This is a genomic window from Kordia antarctica (genome assembly GCF_009901525.1).
Lineage (GTDB): Bacteria > Bacteroidota > Bacteroidia > Flavobacteriales > Flavobacteriaceae > Kordia > Kordia antarctica.
In genome coordinates this window covers 583,393-601,996 of record NZ_CP019288.1, presented here as the reverse complement: position 1 = coordinate 601,996, position 18,604 = coordinate 583,393, and the positions used below count along the sequence as shown (strand labels likewise).

Here is an 18,604-nt window from a genome sequence, read left to right as displayed (position 1 = left end):
CAATCTCATTTACACAACATCACTAAATAACACTTCTTTGTCAAACAAAAGCACGTGATCTTTTAAACGTTCTGTAACAATATTCATCATGCGTTTGTTTAAAGAAGACGAATTTTCGATGTATAAATGATATTCTTCCAATGTAAATTGACCAATAATCATTCCTTTGACAGAATTGCGAAACTTCATATCTTTCTGAATCGCATTTTCAATATATAACAAGCGTTTTTCAAGTGACAAACCGTGAAATACACTTTTATGTTTCTTGATATAATTACGAAAAGCAGCAATTAATAAAGGACTTTGAAGCTTAATTACAGGACGCAATGTAGCGTTTTGAAAGCGCTCATCAGTAGACATATTTTCAGAAATTAACTTTTGGGAAAGTTGTGGTCTTGCTTTGACCAAATCGTTTTCTCTATCGTTCATGACAAAAAGTTTTATTAAAATTAGAAATAATAAGCTTGGTAATGAACAGGTTATGAACAACTTGTTAACCGATTTATTAACAGGATTAAAATATAAAAATTAAATATATGCTCTGTAAGAAATCCTTATTTTTATGCTTTAAAAAACAAACGCATGCAATTTGGAAAAGTAACCAATCCTGAGAACATAGATTTTACATTACCCGAAAACCATCCAGAAACGGAAGTCGTTTTACAAACGTATAAAAACGACGCAACTCCTTCTATATATGTTGGTTGCGCCAAATGGAACAAACAAGATTTAAAAGGTTTCTATCCACGCGGAACGAAAGATGAATTACAATATTATGCTTCGCAATTCAATTCGATAGAATTAAACGCCACATTTTACCGAATGTTTCCAGCAGCGCAATTTGAAAAATGGCGCGATAAAACACCTCAAGGTTTTAAGTTTTTTCCAAAAATCACACAAGAAATAAGCCATTGGAAACGCTTGCAAGCGACGGAAGCAATTGTAGATCAATACATTTTTAACGCAACACATTTACAAGAAAAACTAGGAACAATCTTTTTACAAATGCATTCTAATTTTTCGCCAAAAGATTTTGATCGCGTAGTACAATTTGCTGAATTTTGGCCAAAAGAAGTTCCGTTAGCAATGGAATTTAGACATACAGATTGGTATAATGATGAAAAAGTGGCGAACGAATTATATCATCTATTACAAGAAAATAACATTGCCAATATTCTCGTAGATACGGCTGGAAGACGCGATATTATGCATATGCGTATGACAAATAATGAAGCGTTTATAAGATATGTTGGTGCCAATCATGAAAGCGATTATGCACGTTTGGACGATTGGGTTGATCGTTTGGAACAATGGATTGATTTTGGTTTACAAAAAATTCACTTTTTCATTCATCAAAATCTGGAAGTAGAATCTCCATTATTATCAGCATATTTTACAAAAAAACTAAATGAACGTTTGCAAGTAAATTTGACAATACCAAAAACCATAACAAAACCTCAAAAACCGGAAACATTGTTTTAAATTACTGTTGTCCTATTAAAGATAAGAGACCGCTTACTTCGACTTCGCTCGGCACAATCCGCTGTTAGATTATAGAACAAAGACAAATTAGTAACAGACTGAAAAACAGCGTTCATAATTATATATATAACCTGTTGTGCGTTTTGATAAAATTCGTCAATTCGAGTGAATTTTACGATTGAAAATGAGTAAAATTTGTATCGAGAATAGAATTTTTCACACTAAAAAGGTTCTCGGTAAAATTTTTCGTGCCTCAAAATCACTCGAACTGACGCTTCATTATACTTTTGAATTTAAAATGCACAACCGATATATATCTTATATCTACAAAATATTCAAATAGAGCCAATTGAAAAGTCTATGATCTTATTTCTATCAGCGTAGCGGTCTTATATCTTTTAAGAGACACTAATGATAAATTCTACCAAAAGCAACATAAAGAAACTCTATTCAAAATCTACAAATAGGAGTGAAGCAAAGTGTACTTTTACAAAAAATAAGTTATGAGATTTCACACACGAAAATGGGTTAAACCCGAAGACTTAAATCCTAATGGAACATTATTTGGTGGACGATTGTTAGCTTGGATAGATGAAGAAGCGGCGTTATATGCCATTATTCAACTTGAAAACCCAAAAGTGGTAACGAAATTTATATCAGAAATTGATTTCAAAAGTTCGGCTAAAAAAGGAGACATTGTAGAAATAGGAATAGAAGTGGTAAAATTTGGGAGATCTTCCATTACACTAAAATCTGAAGTTCGAAATAAAATGACTCGCGAAACCATTCTTACGGTTGATAATATTGTCATGGTAAACCTTGATAAAAACGGAAATGCCTTACCACACGGAAAACAAGAAATTGAATTTGTAAAAGATCGATTAGATTCGGATGAAGATTAACTCTATATAGTCACAATATAGCACCAACTTAAAAGAGAAACGTACAGTTTCTCTTTTTTTGTTTACGAATATGATAAAATTATCTCTTGTTTGATTGAAAAAAAAATCGAAATTCAGTTAAAAAACTAAGAAAATTATATTTATATAAAAAATAATTTCTTACAAAAAAATAAAAGTAGTAGGTTTGTAATTCAGCAATGCTAAAAAAACTGTAACAAGTTTTTATGAGCCTGATTCTAAATTGGGCTCTTTTTTTTACATGAAATAGAAAAAACTTTCTCAAATTAATTTGCTGTTTAGTTAATTTTTAAATACAGATTGATTTGACTCAAATATATTGACAAGGTAACGTCCTTTATTTCAACAATTAAAGACGTTTTTGTATCTGAACTATAAATTTATTTCTACTTAAAAACCCTTTTGACGAAAATTTATACACTTCATCGCAATTTCAAGTTTTTTGATCTTCATACTTTTTTATAAAGTAAGAATAGTTGTACTCTTGCACTGTTAATATCAAAATTGACAAAAATATTCCCCCCTAAAACCCGAAAGAGAGCTCCGTGCTCTCTTTCTTTTTTTATAGCTTTTTGAATAGCATCAAAAAGAAATTAACAAATGCATTGTTAAGAAAAATAGTTTCGAATCTGACTTAGAATACTTAATTATGCACTCCGAAAGTATTCCCCGATATGAAAGTACTACAAACAATTCCTGTATATAATAGAAAAAGTAAACGTGTTACAAGTCTTAAAACTGATGATTTCCAGATAATTAAAAATGAAGATGAAGAGTTTTTTGATGTGCAAGGTGATTTTGTTATCATAAAAGATCGTTTTTTCAGAGCGCCACATTTAGTAAAACCTTGGACTTTTTGGATAGAAAATGGCAAACCACAAGTTGCGCCAACAAAAGATATACAACATACAAAAGTACTTTTTACAGTTGAAGCGCCCGATAAAAACGAGTTTGACTATAAAAATGAATTTAGAGCAACAAATCCGCTTACAGGTTATTTTCAAAGTTTCAAAGCTGGATTCTTGGAATTAATGGCGCAAATTGCTTCAAGCGAAATTTCTAATTTTGAAGTAACATTTTACACGTTAGTTCCGTATCAAACTTCATTACATTACTTATTAGGAAAGAGAGGAAGCAACCAAACACGTTTAAATTTTTGGTTTTATGGTTGGATCAATCTAAAATATAGAAATGATTTCATGAATTACCTAAAACGACATACGTTTGACTATTACATTAACGGAAGTACACGCGCTTTTAAGGGAATTATTTCGCAAGAACTTTCTCGTGTAATTAATGTTGAATACCAAGTACATCATCCAAATAGTGGTTTCTGGAAACGAAAAAACATCAACCTAGGAATCAAAAAAATAATTCATTTAGAATTGACAGCAATTGCTTGGACATAAGCTATTATAAGTTGGAATGATAATTGTATGTTAACATCTAAAATTGTCATTAAAAAAAACGTACTATTGTAGTACATATTTGCAATGTACCTTAAATCAAAAATGGTGTCTTCTAGCTATATAAAAACAAAAATTCGTATTACTATCGCGTTAATCCTAATTGGAATGCTATCTGCGTATGCGCAAAAAGATACGACGAAGACTAAAACAACGGATGTAGATATTACAAAAGGACGCATTAAATTACCATTTCCAAAACCTGAAGAGCCATTAAAACAGCAAAAGAATTCTCCAAACTTCATGGAATTCAAAACGCCGAGTTTGTTGACAAAAAAGCGTACAAGCTTGATAAAATTGCCTGAATCGAATCTAACTTCTTTAAAAGAAGAAAAAGAAATCCAATTTGTTGGGCAAGAGCAATTCGTAACGCGCAACAAAGAATTTGAACGCAAACTGAATAACAAAGACAAAGAAATTCGTCCAGAATACAAAGTAGAGCAGTACTTAGGCGATTTTAGAAGCAACGGAAAATTCGTAGAAATTGTGTGTAGAGATCATGAATTTGTCGATGGTGATAGAGTTCGTGTCTTTGTAAATGATGTCATTGTAGCAGATAACATTCGATTGGAAGCTGCATACAAAAAAATAAATGTAACCTTAGAAAAAGGATTTAACAAAATAGACTTTCAGGCGTTGAATCAAGGTTCATCTGGACCAAATACAGCCGAATTCCGTGTATATAACGACAAAGGCGAACTCATTTCTGCAAACGAATGGAACTTAACCACAGGTGTTAAAGCGACAATGATTATTGTAAAAGAGTAAATCGTACATTGAGCGGAGTCGAAATGTAGATTGTTGGACTTCTTAGATTTTGTCATTCCTGCGTAGGCAGGAATCTACTTTAAACTAAAATCTCGTTAATTTACGTATATTTGTTAGCATAACACCTCAGTATTATGGGAGCAATAGAGCTTAGAGACAAACTCATCAAACAATTTGAAATCTTCATCCAAGATGAATCTAAACTTGTCACACTAGACGGTGTTTTTGATTCTATGAATGTAAGTCCAAGTGATTCCAATACTAATTCACTTATTCCTGAACAACACTACAAAGTTGTGGAAGTTCGTCGAGATAAACGATTAAATAGTGAGACTCAAGGAAAAAATTGGGACGATGTAAAACTCGAATTGAAAAAAAAGTATGGATTTTGAGTTAAAGCTTACCTTAGATGTAGAAGCTCAAATAGAAATTGAAAAAGCTATTGAATATTATGAAACACTACAAGAAGGTTTAGGTCGTGAATTCTATTACTATTTAGAAGGTTATTTCAAAACATTACAACTTGGCAACGTCTTTTTTCAAATAAAACGCAAACCAGTCTTTAGAGAATTGGCGCTCAAACGCTTTCCTTATGTAATTATATATGAGCATATTGAAGATGAAATCTACATTTATTCAGTATTCAATACACAACAGAATCCGAAGAAGAAAAAGCGGCATTAAACTCGACTTCTTAGATTTTTTCATTCCTGCGTAGGCAGGAATCTACTTTAAATCAAAACGTCAATTCGAGTAGATTTATATCGTGAATACTTAAAACTCCTCCGTAAATCTCAATTCGTAAACACTTTCAAACCATATCACAGCATTTTAAATTTTCTAGAAATCTATAAAAATATTTTGCGCTTTACAAAATGTAAAGTATATTTGACATAACATAAAGCAAACTTGTCAATTAAATTATATATTATGACTAAAGAAAAATCTTGTGATAGAGACAAAAAACTATTTGAAAAATTTAAAAACTTTGGATTGCCGTATTCCTTTAAAAAAATAGGAATCGCAATCATTTTACTTTCAATACTCACTATAATTATTGCAAAAACGGCAGATTTTACAAATCCTACACTAAAGTTTGCAATGAAACGAATCATGTTAATCGGATTATTAGTAATTGCATTGGCTAGAGAAAAAATAGAAGACGAGCGAATTCTGACAATGCGCGGACAAGCATTTTCTATGGCGTTTATTGCCGGCGTTGTATATACATTGATTCAACCATTGGTAAATTATATTGCTGATTTATTTGTTAAAGACGACAAAGGACCATTAACTGACCTTGGCGATTTTCAAATACTATGGTTTTTATTAACGATGTATTTATTGTTTTTCTACATGTTAAAAAGAAAGTCGTAATGAGGAATCGAATCAAAATAGAACGCGCCATTTTAGACATTACACAAGATGATTTAGCCAAGAAAATAGGCGTTTCAAGGCAAACGATAAATTCTATTGAAAAAGGTCGTTATGTGCCATCAACAGTATTAGCGCTGAAATTGAGTACTGTTTTTAACAAATCAATTGGTGAATTTTTCTTTTTAGAAGAAACAGATTAATTAATTTAATTTTCTGTTGAAATACTATAAATATTGATGGTTTGTACTTTTCCTTTTAGTAACAAATCATTAATTCTTTTTGTCGTAAAAATTTTGCGAAGTTTCATCTCTTGCAATAAAGATTCAGAAATCAACACATTTGCATTAAACGTATTGCATTCTGCCTGAATTCTGGCTGTCGTATTAATAACATCGCCATGATATGCAAGTTCTTTTTTAATGCTACCAACTTCGGCTACCATTAACGTTCCGCCGTGAATTCCAGCTTTAAACTCAGGAATCAAACCGTATTTCTCTTGATAATGATTCCTTCGAGTATTTAATCTTTTTTGAAAAGTAAAGTACAACTGCACTGCATTATTTCGTTTGATACCGCGTTCATACGTCCAACTCAACACAGCTTCATCTCCAACATATTGATAAATTTCGGCATCATACCTTTGAACAATCGAATTCAAATCATAAAAACAATCTTGAATCAACTGACTATATGTATAATGTCCTAAATTTTCAGCAATTGTAGTAGAAGATTTCAAATCTAAAAACATAAAAATTCGTTTCTCTTCTTGTGGTTTGCGATATTTTCCGAGCAGCATATTAATAAATACACCGCGACCAAATTTCTCGTTTGCAATCTTAATAAATGAAAACACTAAAGACGCTACAATAAAAAACACTACAATTGTCCAAAACGTCTTATTAGTATACCACCAATCATTTCCAGTTTCCGTAGAATCATCCAAAATGTAACCCGTATAATCAACCACGAAAGAAACCAATACTACCAACAATATCAAATAAATAACCGTTTTAGCAAAAATGACAATACCAAGTGAGAGACTTTTAGATAAAAATCGATCAAACAAAAACTCAATAGCAGCATAAAAAATACCAAATGGAATTGAAACTAACGATACAAAAGCTAGCAAATCAGTTAGTGCTAATCTATACTTTGGAAGTACGCTCACACCTTTTTCTTCAAAAACACCGAAATAGCGAATCACTATTAGAAAACTAAATGCTAACATCCAAAATCCAATAGATTGCAAGGTAAATAATAAGTACTGTCGGAATGTTCTGCTCATAAAATGCAAAATACTAAAAGTAAATTACAAATATTGTGTTTGATTCTGTATTTTAGAGATAAATTAAAAAACCGATTCATGAAAAATTTCCTTACTCTTATAATTGTATCAATGTGTTTCTTCGCTTGCAAAAGTGAAAAAAAAGAAGTTGATAAAACACCTGAAAAAGAAAACGTAGAAGTTATTTTAATACCTAAACTATTACACGAAGTAAATGGTTTAACACATTGTGAATCTGTTGTATATGACAAAAAAAGAAATGTATTATACGCTTCTCTAATTGGCAACAGAGAAAAAGGAGACGGAAGCATTGCTAAAATTTCACTTGACGGAAAAATTATCGATTCTATATTTATTTCTGGTTTAAATGATCCGAAAGGAATTGCCATTACAGGCGATAAATTATATGTCAGTGACCAATTAAATTTAGTAGAAGCTGATTTAAACACAGGAAAAATAATCAAAACTTATACGAATGATGCAACTTTATTTTTGAACGATGTAGAAATTGGAGAACACGGAGCAGTATATGTTTCTGACACCTCTAAATCTTCAATTTTCGTCTTAACTCCTGATGGAATCTTTTCAGAATGGCTAAATTCCAATGATTTAGAACATCCAAATGGACTCTTAAAAGTTGGCAATGAAATGTATGTTGCCGCTTGGGGAAATGTGATTGGAGAAGGAGACGACAAAAAGCAAAGCGGAAACTTCTTAAAAGTGAACATGGAAACCAAAGAAATAGTAAAGGTTTCAAAAGACACACTCGGAAACCTTGATGGCGTTCAAATCTATGACAAAGACAATTTCCTTATTTCTGCTTGGAATACAGGAAAAATCATGAAAATAAACACAAATGGCGACGTAGAAAATATTTTAACTGTTGGTAGAAGTGTTGGCGATATATTATACATTCCTGAGAAAAAACTCTTGGCGTTACCGATGAACATTCAAAGTCAATTATTGATTTATGAATTTCAAGAAGCTGGAAAGTAGATTTTTAGACGCGCTTCGCTTTTAATATCGCTTCGCTCAATTCAATGATTTAAAAATTCAATGATTCAACGTTTTTTATTGACACTATTTTTTGATTTTAAGACACAATGTGCAAGTCAGCATATTCTTTTGTAAATAAGTTGATAGCTTTCAAATCCTCAATCAAAAAGTTCGACTTTGGAAACTTTGGGGTTGGACTCGCTTTGCTCTTAGAAACGGCTTTGCCTTTGGTATCGCTTACGCTCTTAGTATTTTGGTATGTGAATTTTTCACATAATGTAATAAACTCTTAAACCTTTAAACTAAAATCGCTTACGCCCTTAGTATTTTGACATGTGAATTATTTACACAATGTAATAAACTCATAAACCTTTAAACTCATAAACTACCAAACTCATAAACTTCTATTTAATTCTTCAATCTTTTAATCTTTCAATAATTCAACAATTTAATCTTTCAATTCATTCAAATAACTGTATTTTTGCACCATGTCAAAATCCATTAAAAATCAACGTGAAATTCTAGCAAAATTGGGCATTACTACGCTCAATGAAATGCAGGAAGAAGCGAAACTAGCGATTAGTTCGCATCCAAATACAATTCTGTTATCGCCAACAGGAACAGGAAAAACATTGGCGTTTTTATTGCCTATTCTTGAAGAATTAGATCCTAAAAACGAAGAAGTTCAAGTCATTATTTTAGCGCCTTCGCGCGAATTAGCAATTCAGATAGCGCAAGTAACACGCGATATGGGAACAGGTTTCAAAACCAATGAAGTATATGGTGGACGAAATTTCTCAAAAGATAAAGTCGATTTAAAACATCGTCCAGCAATCCTAGTTGGAACGCCTGGAAGAGTTGCCGACCACTTACGAAGAGAAACGTTTTCTACCAAAGAAATCAAAACGTTAGTCTTGGACGAATTTGACAAATCGTTAGAAGTTGGTTTTGAAGATGAAATGAAAGACATCATTTCGTTATTGCCAAATCTTGAAAAACGTATATTAACGTCTGCAACGAAAGACATGGAAATTCCAAGATTTGTTGGCATGCGAAATCCATTGTTGATTAATTACTTAGGCGAAAAAATTGCGAAATTAAAAGTAAAACGCATTCTTTCTCCATCAAAAGATAAATTGGATACGTTATTAAATACAATCTCTTTAGTAGCGAATCAACCAGGAATTATCTTCTGTAATTTCAAAAATACAATTCAATATGTAAGTGACTTTCTAACGTCAAAAGGCATTCCACATGGTTGTTTTTATGGCGGAATGGAGCAAAAAGAAAGAGAACGCGCATTAATAAAATTCAGAAACGGAACACATCAAATCATCATTGCAACTGATTTAGCAGCAAGAGGAATTGATGTTCCTGAAATAAAATACATCATTCATTACCAATTGCCAATGCGAAGTGAAGAATTTACGCATCGAAACGGACGTACAGCGCGTATGCATGCGGAAGGAACTGCGTTTGTATTGCAATGGCAGAATGAAACGGTTCCGGATTTTATCTCAAATGTAGAAGAAGTTCCTCAAATTTCTTCTGGCGCAAGACCGGAAGCTTCTGGTTGGAAAACATTATTTGTTTCAGGCGGACGAAAAGATAAAATTTCCAAAGGCGACATCGCAGGTTTGTTCATGAAGCAAGGAAAACTGACCAAAGATGAAATCGGTATGATAGAACTTAAAAGCGATTGTGCATTTGTAGCAGTTGCAGCTTCCAAAGCCAAAGAAGTCATCAAACTCGCCTCTGAAACACACTTAAAAAAGAAAAAAGTAAGAATAACGATAATTTAGGCTTCGAGTGCCTCAGTCTACTATGTGAAAATATCTGATAATCATTCTACTAAGTAAAAGTATACGGAGTAGAAGTAAAGATTATTATATTATGAAGCCGTCAGATCGAGTGAATTTGTGAAACAAATCAGTATCGAGATCTACTAGATCAACAAAGTATCATTGCGAAAATTGTTCATTAAGTTTATCAAAATGAACAACTTTCGCAATTTGTTTTATAAATCAAGATTTTGTTTTAATAATAGTAAACTACTTGTTTTTAACGCATTAAATTTCACTTCATTGATAGTTCATAAACCGTCAATGGCTTTCTTTTTAATTTATATTTTTAATTCATTCATTTGAACCATTATTAACTACAAAATATAACATATGAGAACAATGAACCTTACATCGTTAACGCTTAACAAAAAAGTTATTTCTAATTTACAAAATGCAACTATTATTGGTGGTGCAAACAAAACGTATCCACTTACAAAATGTAAACTGGAACCAATAGATACAACTACGACGTTTCAACCAATTCCAAACCCAGACGATGCTTTACCAATATAATCGTTAAAAACAGCTATCAAAATCAATTATTATCTATATTTACAAGCGAACTTCGGTTCGCTTTTTCTGTTTATATTTATAAAACAAGTCTAGTATAGCATGAAACGTATTTGTCAATTCTTATCAATATTAACTGTAACTTTAGTTTGTATTTCAGCGTCCACACAGCAATTGCAAGATGATGATTGTAAATTTGAAGGCAAAAAACTATATGGAAAAATACGTTTCGTAGAAAGTTCAGGCAATGCAGACGTTAAAATCAAGATTGTCAATAGCTTTCCCGATATCAAAGTAAAACTCGTAGAAAACTTCGCAGATGATTGTGGCGAATGGCAAGTAGTAGAATATGGCGAAGATTTAAAAGTCTATGTAGCAGAAAATTTTGCAGACATCAAAGTGAAATTTGTAACTAGCTTTCCTGGAATAGATTAGTTGATTTTTGATTTTTGATTAACGATTAACGATTTTTAATTTTGTCAGTTCGAGCGTGTCACATTGAGCGCAGTCGAAATGCAGTCGAGAACACTTTTGAAATTAGCATCAAATTCAATTCTTCGGAAGAAATAAAAATAAAAACACTACAAATTATTCCTTAAAATCCTTTTCTCTTATATTTGTAAGACAAATGAAAAGCATCAGTCTCATACTCGGAATTTTAATTTTAGCATTGGCGTTAAAACCATGTTCGGACGGTTTTAATACCGAACATGAAAGCGACACTGAAATTGGGTTGGAACACAATCATCAAAATGATCACGATGATTCTTGCGCAATGCTTTGTGTATGTAACTGTTGCGGAATGTTAGTCATAAGTCAAGTTCCGCCAACATTCGTACTACAATCAAAAAAAATAATCTCTACACAAATCAATTCACACTACGAATCACACTACCGATTCGATCTCTTATTTTCCATTTGGCAACCGCCACAATTTTCCGAGCTTACCTAAAACATGCTTCGAGTGCCTCAGCATTCTTTTAGTCAAAAATTTCCAAAGAAACTGACTTTAAAGTGCCTCAGCATTCGAATAAACAAAAGGCAGGACACTGACACTGAGGCTCTCGAAGTGTCGAAGTGTCGAAGTGCCAATTCTCAAACAAACAAAATAAAAATTATGCAAAAACAAATATGGAGCATATTGTTCCTTTTTATACTATGCGGAGTTGTCAACGCACAAAACAATGACATCAATATAAAAGTCTTTTCAGAACACGAAAAAACACCATTACTAGGTGCAACTGTCTTATTTGAAGACTTAGAAAAAGGTGCAATTACAAACCTTGACGGAGTTGCCACCTTCAAAAATATTCCTGATGGAACGCATCATGTAATGATTTCTTTTGTTGGATTTAAAACGATAGAAACCAACGTAACATTGCCAACTTCTAAAGAATTAATTTTCTATATGGAAGAAGAAAAAGGCGAGTTAGATGCTGTTGTGATTGAATCTACTCGTAGTTCACGAACGATTAGAAGAATTCCAACGCGGATCGAATATATCGGTGGCGAAGAATTAGGCGAAAAAAATATGATGAATTCTGCCAATATCTCAATGGTATTGCGTGAAAGTACAGGAATTCAAATGCAGCAAACTTCACTGAGTAGTGGAAATCAAAACATTCGAATTCAAGGTTTGGACGGACGTTACACGCAATTATTACGTGATGGTTTTCCGTTATACGGAGGATTTTCTAGCGGATTGAGCATCATGCAAATTCCACCGTTAGACTTAAAACAATTTGAAATCATCAAAGGAAGTGCATCTACATTATATGGTGGCGGCGCCATTGCTGGTTTGGTAAATTTAGTCTCAAAAACGCCTGATTTTGAACCAGAAATGGACATCATGTTAACGCAAACGCAAGCTTCAGGAACTACGGCAAACGTTTTTTACAGCAAGCGAAATGAAAAATATGGCGTTAGTTTATATGGTTCTAGTAACTTACAAAAAGTATACGACGCTGAAGATGATGGATTTAGCAACTTGCCAGAAATAAAATCATTCTCTTTCAATCCGAAATTCTATTACTATCCATCGGAAGACACAACCTTTTGGATTGGACTAAATGGTACATATGATGATCGAATTGGTGGCGATATAGACAAAATTGAAAATGGCGATAACGGCACAAATCAATACACAGAAGAAAACATTTCGAAGCGTTTAAGCAGTCAAGCAGTATACACGACAAAGCTAGATTCTACTCGAAACTTTACCATCAAAAACAGTATTTCGTACTTTGATCGTGAATTAAATGTACCAAATATGCAATTTAAAGGAAAGCAGATAAATTCCTTTACGGAAGTAGCCTTAAATCACACCAATGAAAAAAATGATTGGACGCTTGGCGCGAATTTATACACGACAAATTTTGATGAAGATGATAGTGCTGCATTGCAACGCGATCAAAACGATGTAACCTTTGGAGCCTTTGTAAACACTACATTTGACTTATCGGAAAAGTGGATTTTAGAAACAGGTTTGCGAACCGATATTGCAGACAGTTGGGGAATTTTTGTTTTGCCAAGAATTTCGTTACTCTACAAAAATGATACAGGGTTTTCGAGCAGATTTGGTGGCGGATTGGGTTATAAGACGCCAGATATCTTTACCGAAGAAGCTGAATTTTTAAACTTTCAAGATGTATTAGGAATTGATAAAAACTCGCTCAAGGCGGAACGTTCGTATGGTTTAAACCTTGATTTTAACTACAAAACAAAGTTATTCAATGACACCGTAGGATTCTCTATAAATCAATTATTTTATGTGACTTCTATTGATGACGGATTGTTGTTAAACTTAAACTCAGACAATTTATTTCAGTTTGAAAATGCTCCTGGAGAAATCTTAAGTAAAGGTGCAGAAACGAATGTAAAATTCTCATACAACGATTTCAAATGGTTCTTTAACTATGCATTAATTGATACAAAACTTCGCTACTTAGCTGGAAATCCTAGAAAACCATTAACTGCAAAACACAATGCAGGAAGCGTAATTATGTACGAAACGAGTACTTGGCGTTTGGGTTACGAAACGTATTATACAGGTTCGCAAGTATTATCAAACGGCACAGAAACTACCGATTTTATTACGATGGGATTCTTAGCAATGCGCAACTTTTCTTGGGGAGGAATTTACACCAACTTCGAAAATTTCACTGATCGAAGACAAAGTCGTTTCTCGTCGTTAGTGCCGCCCACAAACAACAATTCCGACTTTCCAGAAATATACGCACCAACAGACGGATTTATTTTCAGCGTCGGAATCATTATCAAACCATTTGGTAATCATAGTGATCATCATGATTAAGAAGTACTTGTGCTGAGCGGAGTCGAAGTATTGAGATATCAGAATTGAGAACTGAGATGCTTCGCAAGTTCAACTTAGAATTATAGTTTAAAGCCGTTATTCTTTTATAGATAGCGGCTTTTTGCGTCATGCTGAACTTTTACATTGAGCGAAGTTGAAACGTGATTCAGCATCTCCTACTATCGATTCACTATACGTCAGTTCGAGTGAAATTCTGAAAGAATTTTGTATCGAGAACTATTCGGAAATGTCATTGCGAAGGAAGCATTACTGAAGCAATCTGTTCATCGAGGAGCAGATTGCTTCGTGCCTCGCAATGACGTAACAAAAAACATTCGTGGATTCGTGGCAACTTCTCGATAGTTCTATTGAGCGGAGTCGAAATGCAATTTCTCAGCTTTCGCTACAAAATTACTCGAAGTGACGTTGAGTTATCCATTACGTCAGTTCGAGTGAATTTGTGGAACAAATTTGTACTTCGACAAACTCAGCAGAACTATCGAGAACCTTTAAAACGTCATTGCGAGGAAGCATGACGAAGCAATCTGTTAATCGAGAAGCAGATTGCTTCGTTCCTCGCAATGACGCAACTTTTTGAATCTTTTAATTCTTCAATCTTTTAATTTTTTTACCACGTCATTGCGAAGGAAGTATGACTGAAGCAATCTGTTATCGAGAAACAGATTGCTTCGTGCCTCGCAATGACGTAACTTTTCAATCTTTCAATTCTTTAATTTTTCAATCACTTGACGAAGTGTAAGATTTTATTCCGTATTTTAGTCAGACTCAATTTTAAGAAGTTGATAAACACACTTAAAATTGTAAGTCGAACTCATCTTGATGAAAAGCAGGATCTCAGTTTTATCATTTTAATAAAAAACAGGAACAACGTCACTGCGAGAAGCGATAGCGACGCGGCAGTCTGTTTCTCGTAAAACGTTTTTGTTATTTAAACCAAAAAAGCAACACACACATATTATATGTCAAAAGAAATAAACCCATCAGATTTTGAAAATGAATTGGAATATGTAGAAGCTGTTACAGGAATAAATGTACCTACTAAAGATTATGAATTAAATAAAGACGGAAAACTAATCACACTTAACCTATCTAATAATAGAATTTCTAATATTGATTTTTTAACGAATCTTACTTCTTTGGAAATTTTAGACTTATCTGAAAACAAAATATCCAACATTGATGCGCTTAAAAATCTAACTTCACTAACAGCTTTAAATCTTTATCAGAATGATATCAGCGATATTTCAGCACTTTCTAAGTTGACTTCTTTGACTGGTTTATATCTTTCAGATAATCAAATAAGCGACCTCAAACCGCTTTCTAAGTTAACTTCCTTAACTATCATGAATCTTGACAATACCCAAATAAGAGACCTCAATCCGCTTTCGGAGTTGACTTCCTTGATTGATTTGAGTCTTCAAGAAAATCAAATAAGCGACCTCAATCCGATTTCTAAGTTGACTTCCTTGACTGAGTTGTATCTTTCAAGTAATCAAATAAGCAACCTTAAATCGCTTCCTAAGTTAACTTCCTTGACTTATTTAGATCTTTCAAGTAATTTAATTAGTAAACTCAACCCACTAAGTGAATTAAAGTTTTTAAAAACTATTTATATTGATAACAATCCTTGTACAGTAAATGAAAATCTTGAACTGCTTGAAAATCATATTGACTTCTTAAATTTATGGTTAGCAAAGAACAAGTTAGAAGATAAAATTTCGGTATTGATGCCTAAAAAAGTAGTTTTTCTAGGAAATCATGCTTCAGGAAAATCTAGTTTGTTACATTATTTACAAAAAGAAACATATGCTTTACATACCGATACAACACATGTGTTAAATGTGACGCAACATAAATTAAAACCTACTGAGTCAACATATGTAAAATCATTATTTGAGAATAAGGAAAAGATAAAAGAAATATTGCCACTCATGTATTATGACTTTGGCGGACAAGATTTTTACCATGGTTTGTATCAAAGTTTTTCTTCTAAAACTGCTTTTCAAATTGTAGTTTATTGTGCAAATCAAACTGAAATATCATTAGGTGAAGACACTAATGGTTATGACACGTATACATATCCATTATCATTTTGGCTCAAAGAAAAAGAATATTTAGAAAAAGGCACTAAAAACCCATACTTTATTGTAGAAAATAAGATTGATGAAAAAGTAACATCTGCGTTTGCAAAAGACTATCCAATTGTGTGTGACTTTGATGCGCCAAACGGTATATTTCATGTATTCTTAAAAAAATTAGTTCCTGTAAATGTTATAAAAGAGAATAACAATAGGTTGCAATTAGAATATCTAAAAAAACAATTATTACAAGAATTGTATGAGTCTCAAGTAGTTTCTGAAAGAGTTATTGATTTTTATAAAAAAGTGTATGCAGAAAGTATTGAAGCTGGACTTAAAATAGAAAAACGATCAAGCTATACAATAGAAGGTATTTCGGCAGAAAATATGCTGACCCAATTGCAATTACTTGAAAACTCTGGTGTATTATTTCTATCGGAAGATAAAACACAAGTCATTGCCAATCCGAAAGCATTTATTACACATATTCACGAAAACATTCTAAAACAAGACAGTATTTTAAAAAAGGAAGGAAAGATTTCTTTTGAGGATTGGAAAGCTATAAAAAAAGGAAAGCACGCCAAACTGATTGAATCTTTTATGCTAAAACAAAAAACCATGTTTATTGATACGTATGCTGAAGCGTATGTATTTCCCAATTATTTACCGCTATACACACAAGATGAAGAACGGTATTTCCTAAACGTGTCGGCGCAACACATGGCGTTTTCCATACAATTGCAATACTTTGTTCCGTTTGGTTTTATTAATGTATTAATTCATCATTTTGGAAAAGAACCCAATAAAAAGAAGTTTTGGCGCGATGCGATCTATTTCATTCAACACGAAGATGAAAAGCCGAAAGCCAATGTATTTATTGTGGTAAACATTCCGAAACTTTGCTTGGATGTTTCTGTGGAATCACGTGACACTACATTTAATGTACAGAAATACAAACGCTATTTATGGTTGTGTTTGTCTAAGATGTATCATCAACAACCATTGATTTCTTGGGAAGATTTCAAAAAAGAAAAAACGACTTCTAAAGATGAAATTGAAAAGCATCTAGAAGAAAAAGCACTTTTAAAACACAATGAATTTCCAGAAACCGCCAAAGTTTCCATTGACGGAAAATATTATGCGCTACTTTCCACCTTAAAAAATCGTATTGATACTAACGAGTATAATATTCAAGTAACCAATGAACAGGGCAGAAGTAAGCTATTGCCGTTGTATCAGTTTCAAGTGTTTACAGAGAAAAGTATTAAGAGAATGAAGAAAGTAGCCATCAGTTATTCAAAAGATGACTTAGCATTAGTGAATGAATTTATAAAAAGTTTAGTGCCATTACAAGACGACGGATTAATAGAATCGCCTGTTTGGTATTGCACAGACTTAAAACCAGGAACAGAATGGGACAAAGAAATTCAAGAAAACTTTGAAACCGCTGATATGATATTTTTTATGGTAAGTCCAAACTTCTTAGCAACAAACTATATTAAAGAACATGAAATAAAAACGGCTATTCAAAAACGTACCAAACAATTAAATGCAAACAAACCTGTTGGAGAACAACTCAAAATAATTCCTATAATACTAGATCATTGCAGTTGGGTACGAAAAGATCAAACAATGAATTTAGGACAATATAATGCATTGCCGTATACAGCAAAACCTGTTTTAGATTTTGATAACATAAACAAAGCTTGGTATTTAACAACGGAATCTATTCGTATTGCCATAGAACACGATAATGATTCAAGTTTTCGCCTTGATTCTTCTAAGGAAATACAAAAACTAAGAGAACGTCTTATTGCTGGATATTTGGATAAGAATTCGAAATAACTAAACTATTAATACGTCCTTACGAAGGAAGTATGACTGAAGTAATCTGCTTCTCAATAAACAGATTGCTTCGTTCCTCGCAATGACGTTACAAAAAACATTCGTGCATTCGTGGCAACTTCTCGATAGTTCTATTGAGCGGAGTCGAAATACAATTTTTCCGCTCTCGCTACAAAATCACTCGAAGCGACGTTGAGTTATAATTCATAAACGTCATTGCGACCTCGTGCTTGATGCGTGGGAAGTAATCTTTTTATCGAGCAACAGATTGCTTCGTTCCTCGCAATGACGTAACAAAAAGAATTCGTGCATTCGTGGCAAAAAATAAAAGCAGTTCCTGAAAGGTTCGTTTCGGTTATATAAGTATCTCTTTGATGTTCATTAATAGATATACGCGGTTGATTATAGAATAAAAGCAGTTCCTGAAAGGTTCGTTTGGGTTGTCATAATATCTCTTAGCTATCCCAAAATATCTCGAAGCGGTTGTTTAAAGAACATATTCGGTTATACAAGGGCTTTTAACCCTTAATGAACCCTAAATAGTCTATATATTATCGACTGAAAGCTACAAATAACCGCTTCGAACCACTTTAGTGAGGGCTGACAACCATTAAAAAACTCCAATTATTCTTTAATGAACCGCTTTGAAATAGTATTTGATGGATTTGGTGTAGAATTTAGTCGCAGTTTTCAGTAACT

The 18,604-nt window shown here is 32.8% G+C and carries 17 protein-coding genes; 15 read left to right on the top strand and 2 right to left on the bottom strand.

Translation table 11 applies throughout. The features are described 5' to 3' along the window. Positions 1 to 9: 9 nt before the first annotated feature. Complete coding sequence (locus IMCC3317_RS02605) at positions 10 to 429, bottom strand: glyoxalase (RefSeq protein WP_160127951.1); 420 nt, start codon at positions 427 to 429, stop codon at positions 10 to 12. Positions 430 to 582: 153 nt separating this feature from the next. Here IMCC3317_RS02605 and IMCC3317_RS02600 point away from each other — a divergent pair, with 153 nt between their 5' ends. The 8 genes from IMCC3317_RS02600 to IMCC3317_RS02565 all read left to right on the top strand — a co-directional run bounded on the left by IMCC3317_RS02600 (position 583) and on the right by IMCC3317_RS02565 (position 6,213). Then, positions 583 to 1,482, top strand: a complete 900-nt coding sequence (locus IMCC3317_RS02600) for a DUF72 domain-containing protein (protein WP_160127950.1) — start codon at positions 583 to 585, stop codon at positions 1,480 to 1,482. A gap of 503 nt (positions 1,483 to 1,985) precedes the next feature. Next, positions 1,986 to 2,384: an acyl-CoA thioesterase gene (locus tag IMCC3317_RS02595; RefSeq protein WP_160127949.1), complete on the top strand. Its 399-nt coding sequence runs from the start codon at positions 1,986 to 1,988 to the stop codon at positions 2,382 to 2,384. Positions 2,385 to 3,076: 692 nt separating this feature from the next. Further along, a complete protein-coding gene (locus tag IMCC3317_RS02590) occupies positions 3,077 to 3,811 on the top strand; it encodes a hypothetical protein (protein ID WP_160127948.1) in 735 nt (244 codons plus the stop codon). A gap of 84 nt (positions 3,812 to 3,895) precedes the next feature. Then, a complete protein-coding gene (locus tag IMCC3317_RS02585; protein WP_160127947.1) occupies positions 3,896 to 4,636 on the top strand; it encodes a LamG domain-containing protein in 741 nt (246 codons plus the stop codon). A 134-nt stretch (positions 4,637 to 4,770) separates the two neighbouring features. Then, the gene (locus tag IMCC3317_RS02580; protein WP_160127946.1) at positions 4,771 to 5,028 is read left to right on the top strand and encodes a hypothetical protein; all 258 of its coding nucleotides are present in this window, start codon (positions 4,771 to 4,773) and stop codon (positions 5,026 to 5,028) included. Then, a complete protein-coding gene (locus IMCC3317_RS02575) occupies positions 5,018 to 5,320 on the top strand; it encodes a type II toxin-antitoxin system RelE/ParE family toxin (protein WP_160127945.1) in 303 nt (100 codons plus the stop codon). Before IMCC3317_RS02580 ends, IMCC3317_RS02575 begins: the two co-directional genes overlap by 11 nt. 246 nt (positions 5,321 to 5,566) lie before the next feature. After that, positions 5,567 to 6,013 carry a hypothetical protein gene (locus tag IMCC3317_RS02570; protein WP_160127944.1) on the top strand — a complete coding sequence of 149 codons (447 nt, stop codon included), beginning with the start codon at positions 5,567 to 5,569 and terminating at the stop codon, positions 6,011 to 6,013. Further along, positions 6,013 to 6,213, top strand: a complete 201-nt coding sequence (locus IMCC3317_RS02565; protein ID WP_160127943.1) for a helix-turn-helix transcriptional regulator — start codon at positions 6,013 to 6,015, stop codon at positions 6,211 to 6,213. Before IMCC3317_RS02570 ends, IMCC3317_RS02565 begins: the two co-directional genes overlap by 1 nt. A gap of 5 nt (positions 6,214 to 6,218) precedes the next feature. Here IMCC3317_RS02565 and IMCC3317_RS02560 read toward each other — a convergent pair whose 3' ends face one another. Next, the gene (locus IMCC3317_RS02560) at positions 6,219 to 7,298 is read right to left on the bottom strand and encodes an adenylate/guanylate cyclase domain-containing protein (RefSeq protein WP_160127942.1); all 1,080 of its coding nucleotides are present in this window, start codon (positions 7,296 to 7,298) and stop codon (positions 6,219 to 6,221) included. Between the two features lie 78 nt (positions 7,299 to 7,376). Here IMCC3317_RS02560 and IMCC3317_RS02555 point away from each other — a divergent pair, with 78 nt between their 5' ends. From IMCC3317_RS02555 to IMCC3317_RS02525, 7 genes are all read left to right on the top strand, one after another. After that, a complete protein-coding gene (locus IMCC3317_RS02555; RefSeq protein WP_160127941.1) occupies positions 7,377 to 8,294 on the top strand; it encodes an SMP-30/gluconolactonase/LRE family protein in 918 nt (305 codons plus the stop codon). A gap of 488 nt (positions 8,295 to 8,782) precedes the next feature. Then, positions 8,783 to 10,096 (top strand): DEAD/DEAH box helicase, encoded by a 1,314-nt coding sequence (locus IMCC3317_RS02550; RefSeq protein WP_160127940.1) that lies wholly within the window; start codon positions 8,783 to 8,785, stop codon positions 10,094 to 10,096. A gap of 372 nt (positions 10,097 to 10,468) precedes the next feature. Then, on the top strand, positions 10,469 to 10,651 hold the full coding sequence (locus IMCC3317_RS02545; RefSeq protein WP_160127939.1) for a hypothetical protein: 183 nt from the start codon (positions 10,469 to 10,471) through the stop codon (positions 10,649 to 10,651). 99 nt (positions 10,652 to 10,750) lie between these two features. Next, entirely contained in the window at positions 10,751 to 11,083 is a 333-nt protein-coding gene (locus IMCC3317_RS02540) for a hypothetical protein (protein WP_160127938.1), read from the top strand. Positions 11,084 to 11,276: 193 nt separating this feature from the next. After that, positions 11,277 to 11,600: a DUF6660 family protein gene (locus IMCC3317_RS02535; protein ID WP_160127937.1), complete on the top strand. Its 324-nt coding sequence runs from the start codon at positions 11,277 to 11,279 to the stop codon at positions 11,598 to 11,600. Between the two features lie 165 nt (positions 11,601 to 11,765). Continuing rightward, the gene (locus tag IMCC3317_RS02530; protein WP_160127936.1) at positions 11,766 to 13,961 is read left to right on the top strand and encodes a TonB-dependent receptor; all 2,196 of its coding nucleotides are present in this window, start codon (positions 11,766 to 11,768) and stop codon (positions 13,959 to 13,961) included. Between the two features lie 980 nt (positions 13,962 to 14,941). After that, positions 14,942 to 17,905, top strand: a complete 2,964-nt coding sequence (locus IMCC3317_RS02525) for a leucine-rich repeat domain-containing protein (protein WP_160127935.1) — start codon at positions 14,942 to 14,944, stop codon at positions 17,903 to 17,905. Positions 17,906 to 18,604 lie beyond the last annotated feature (699 nt).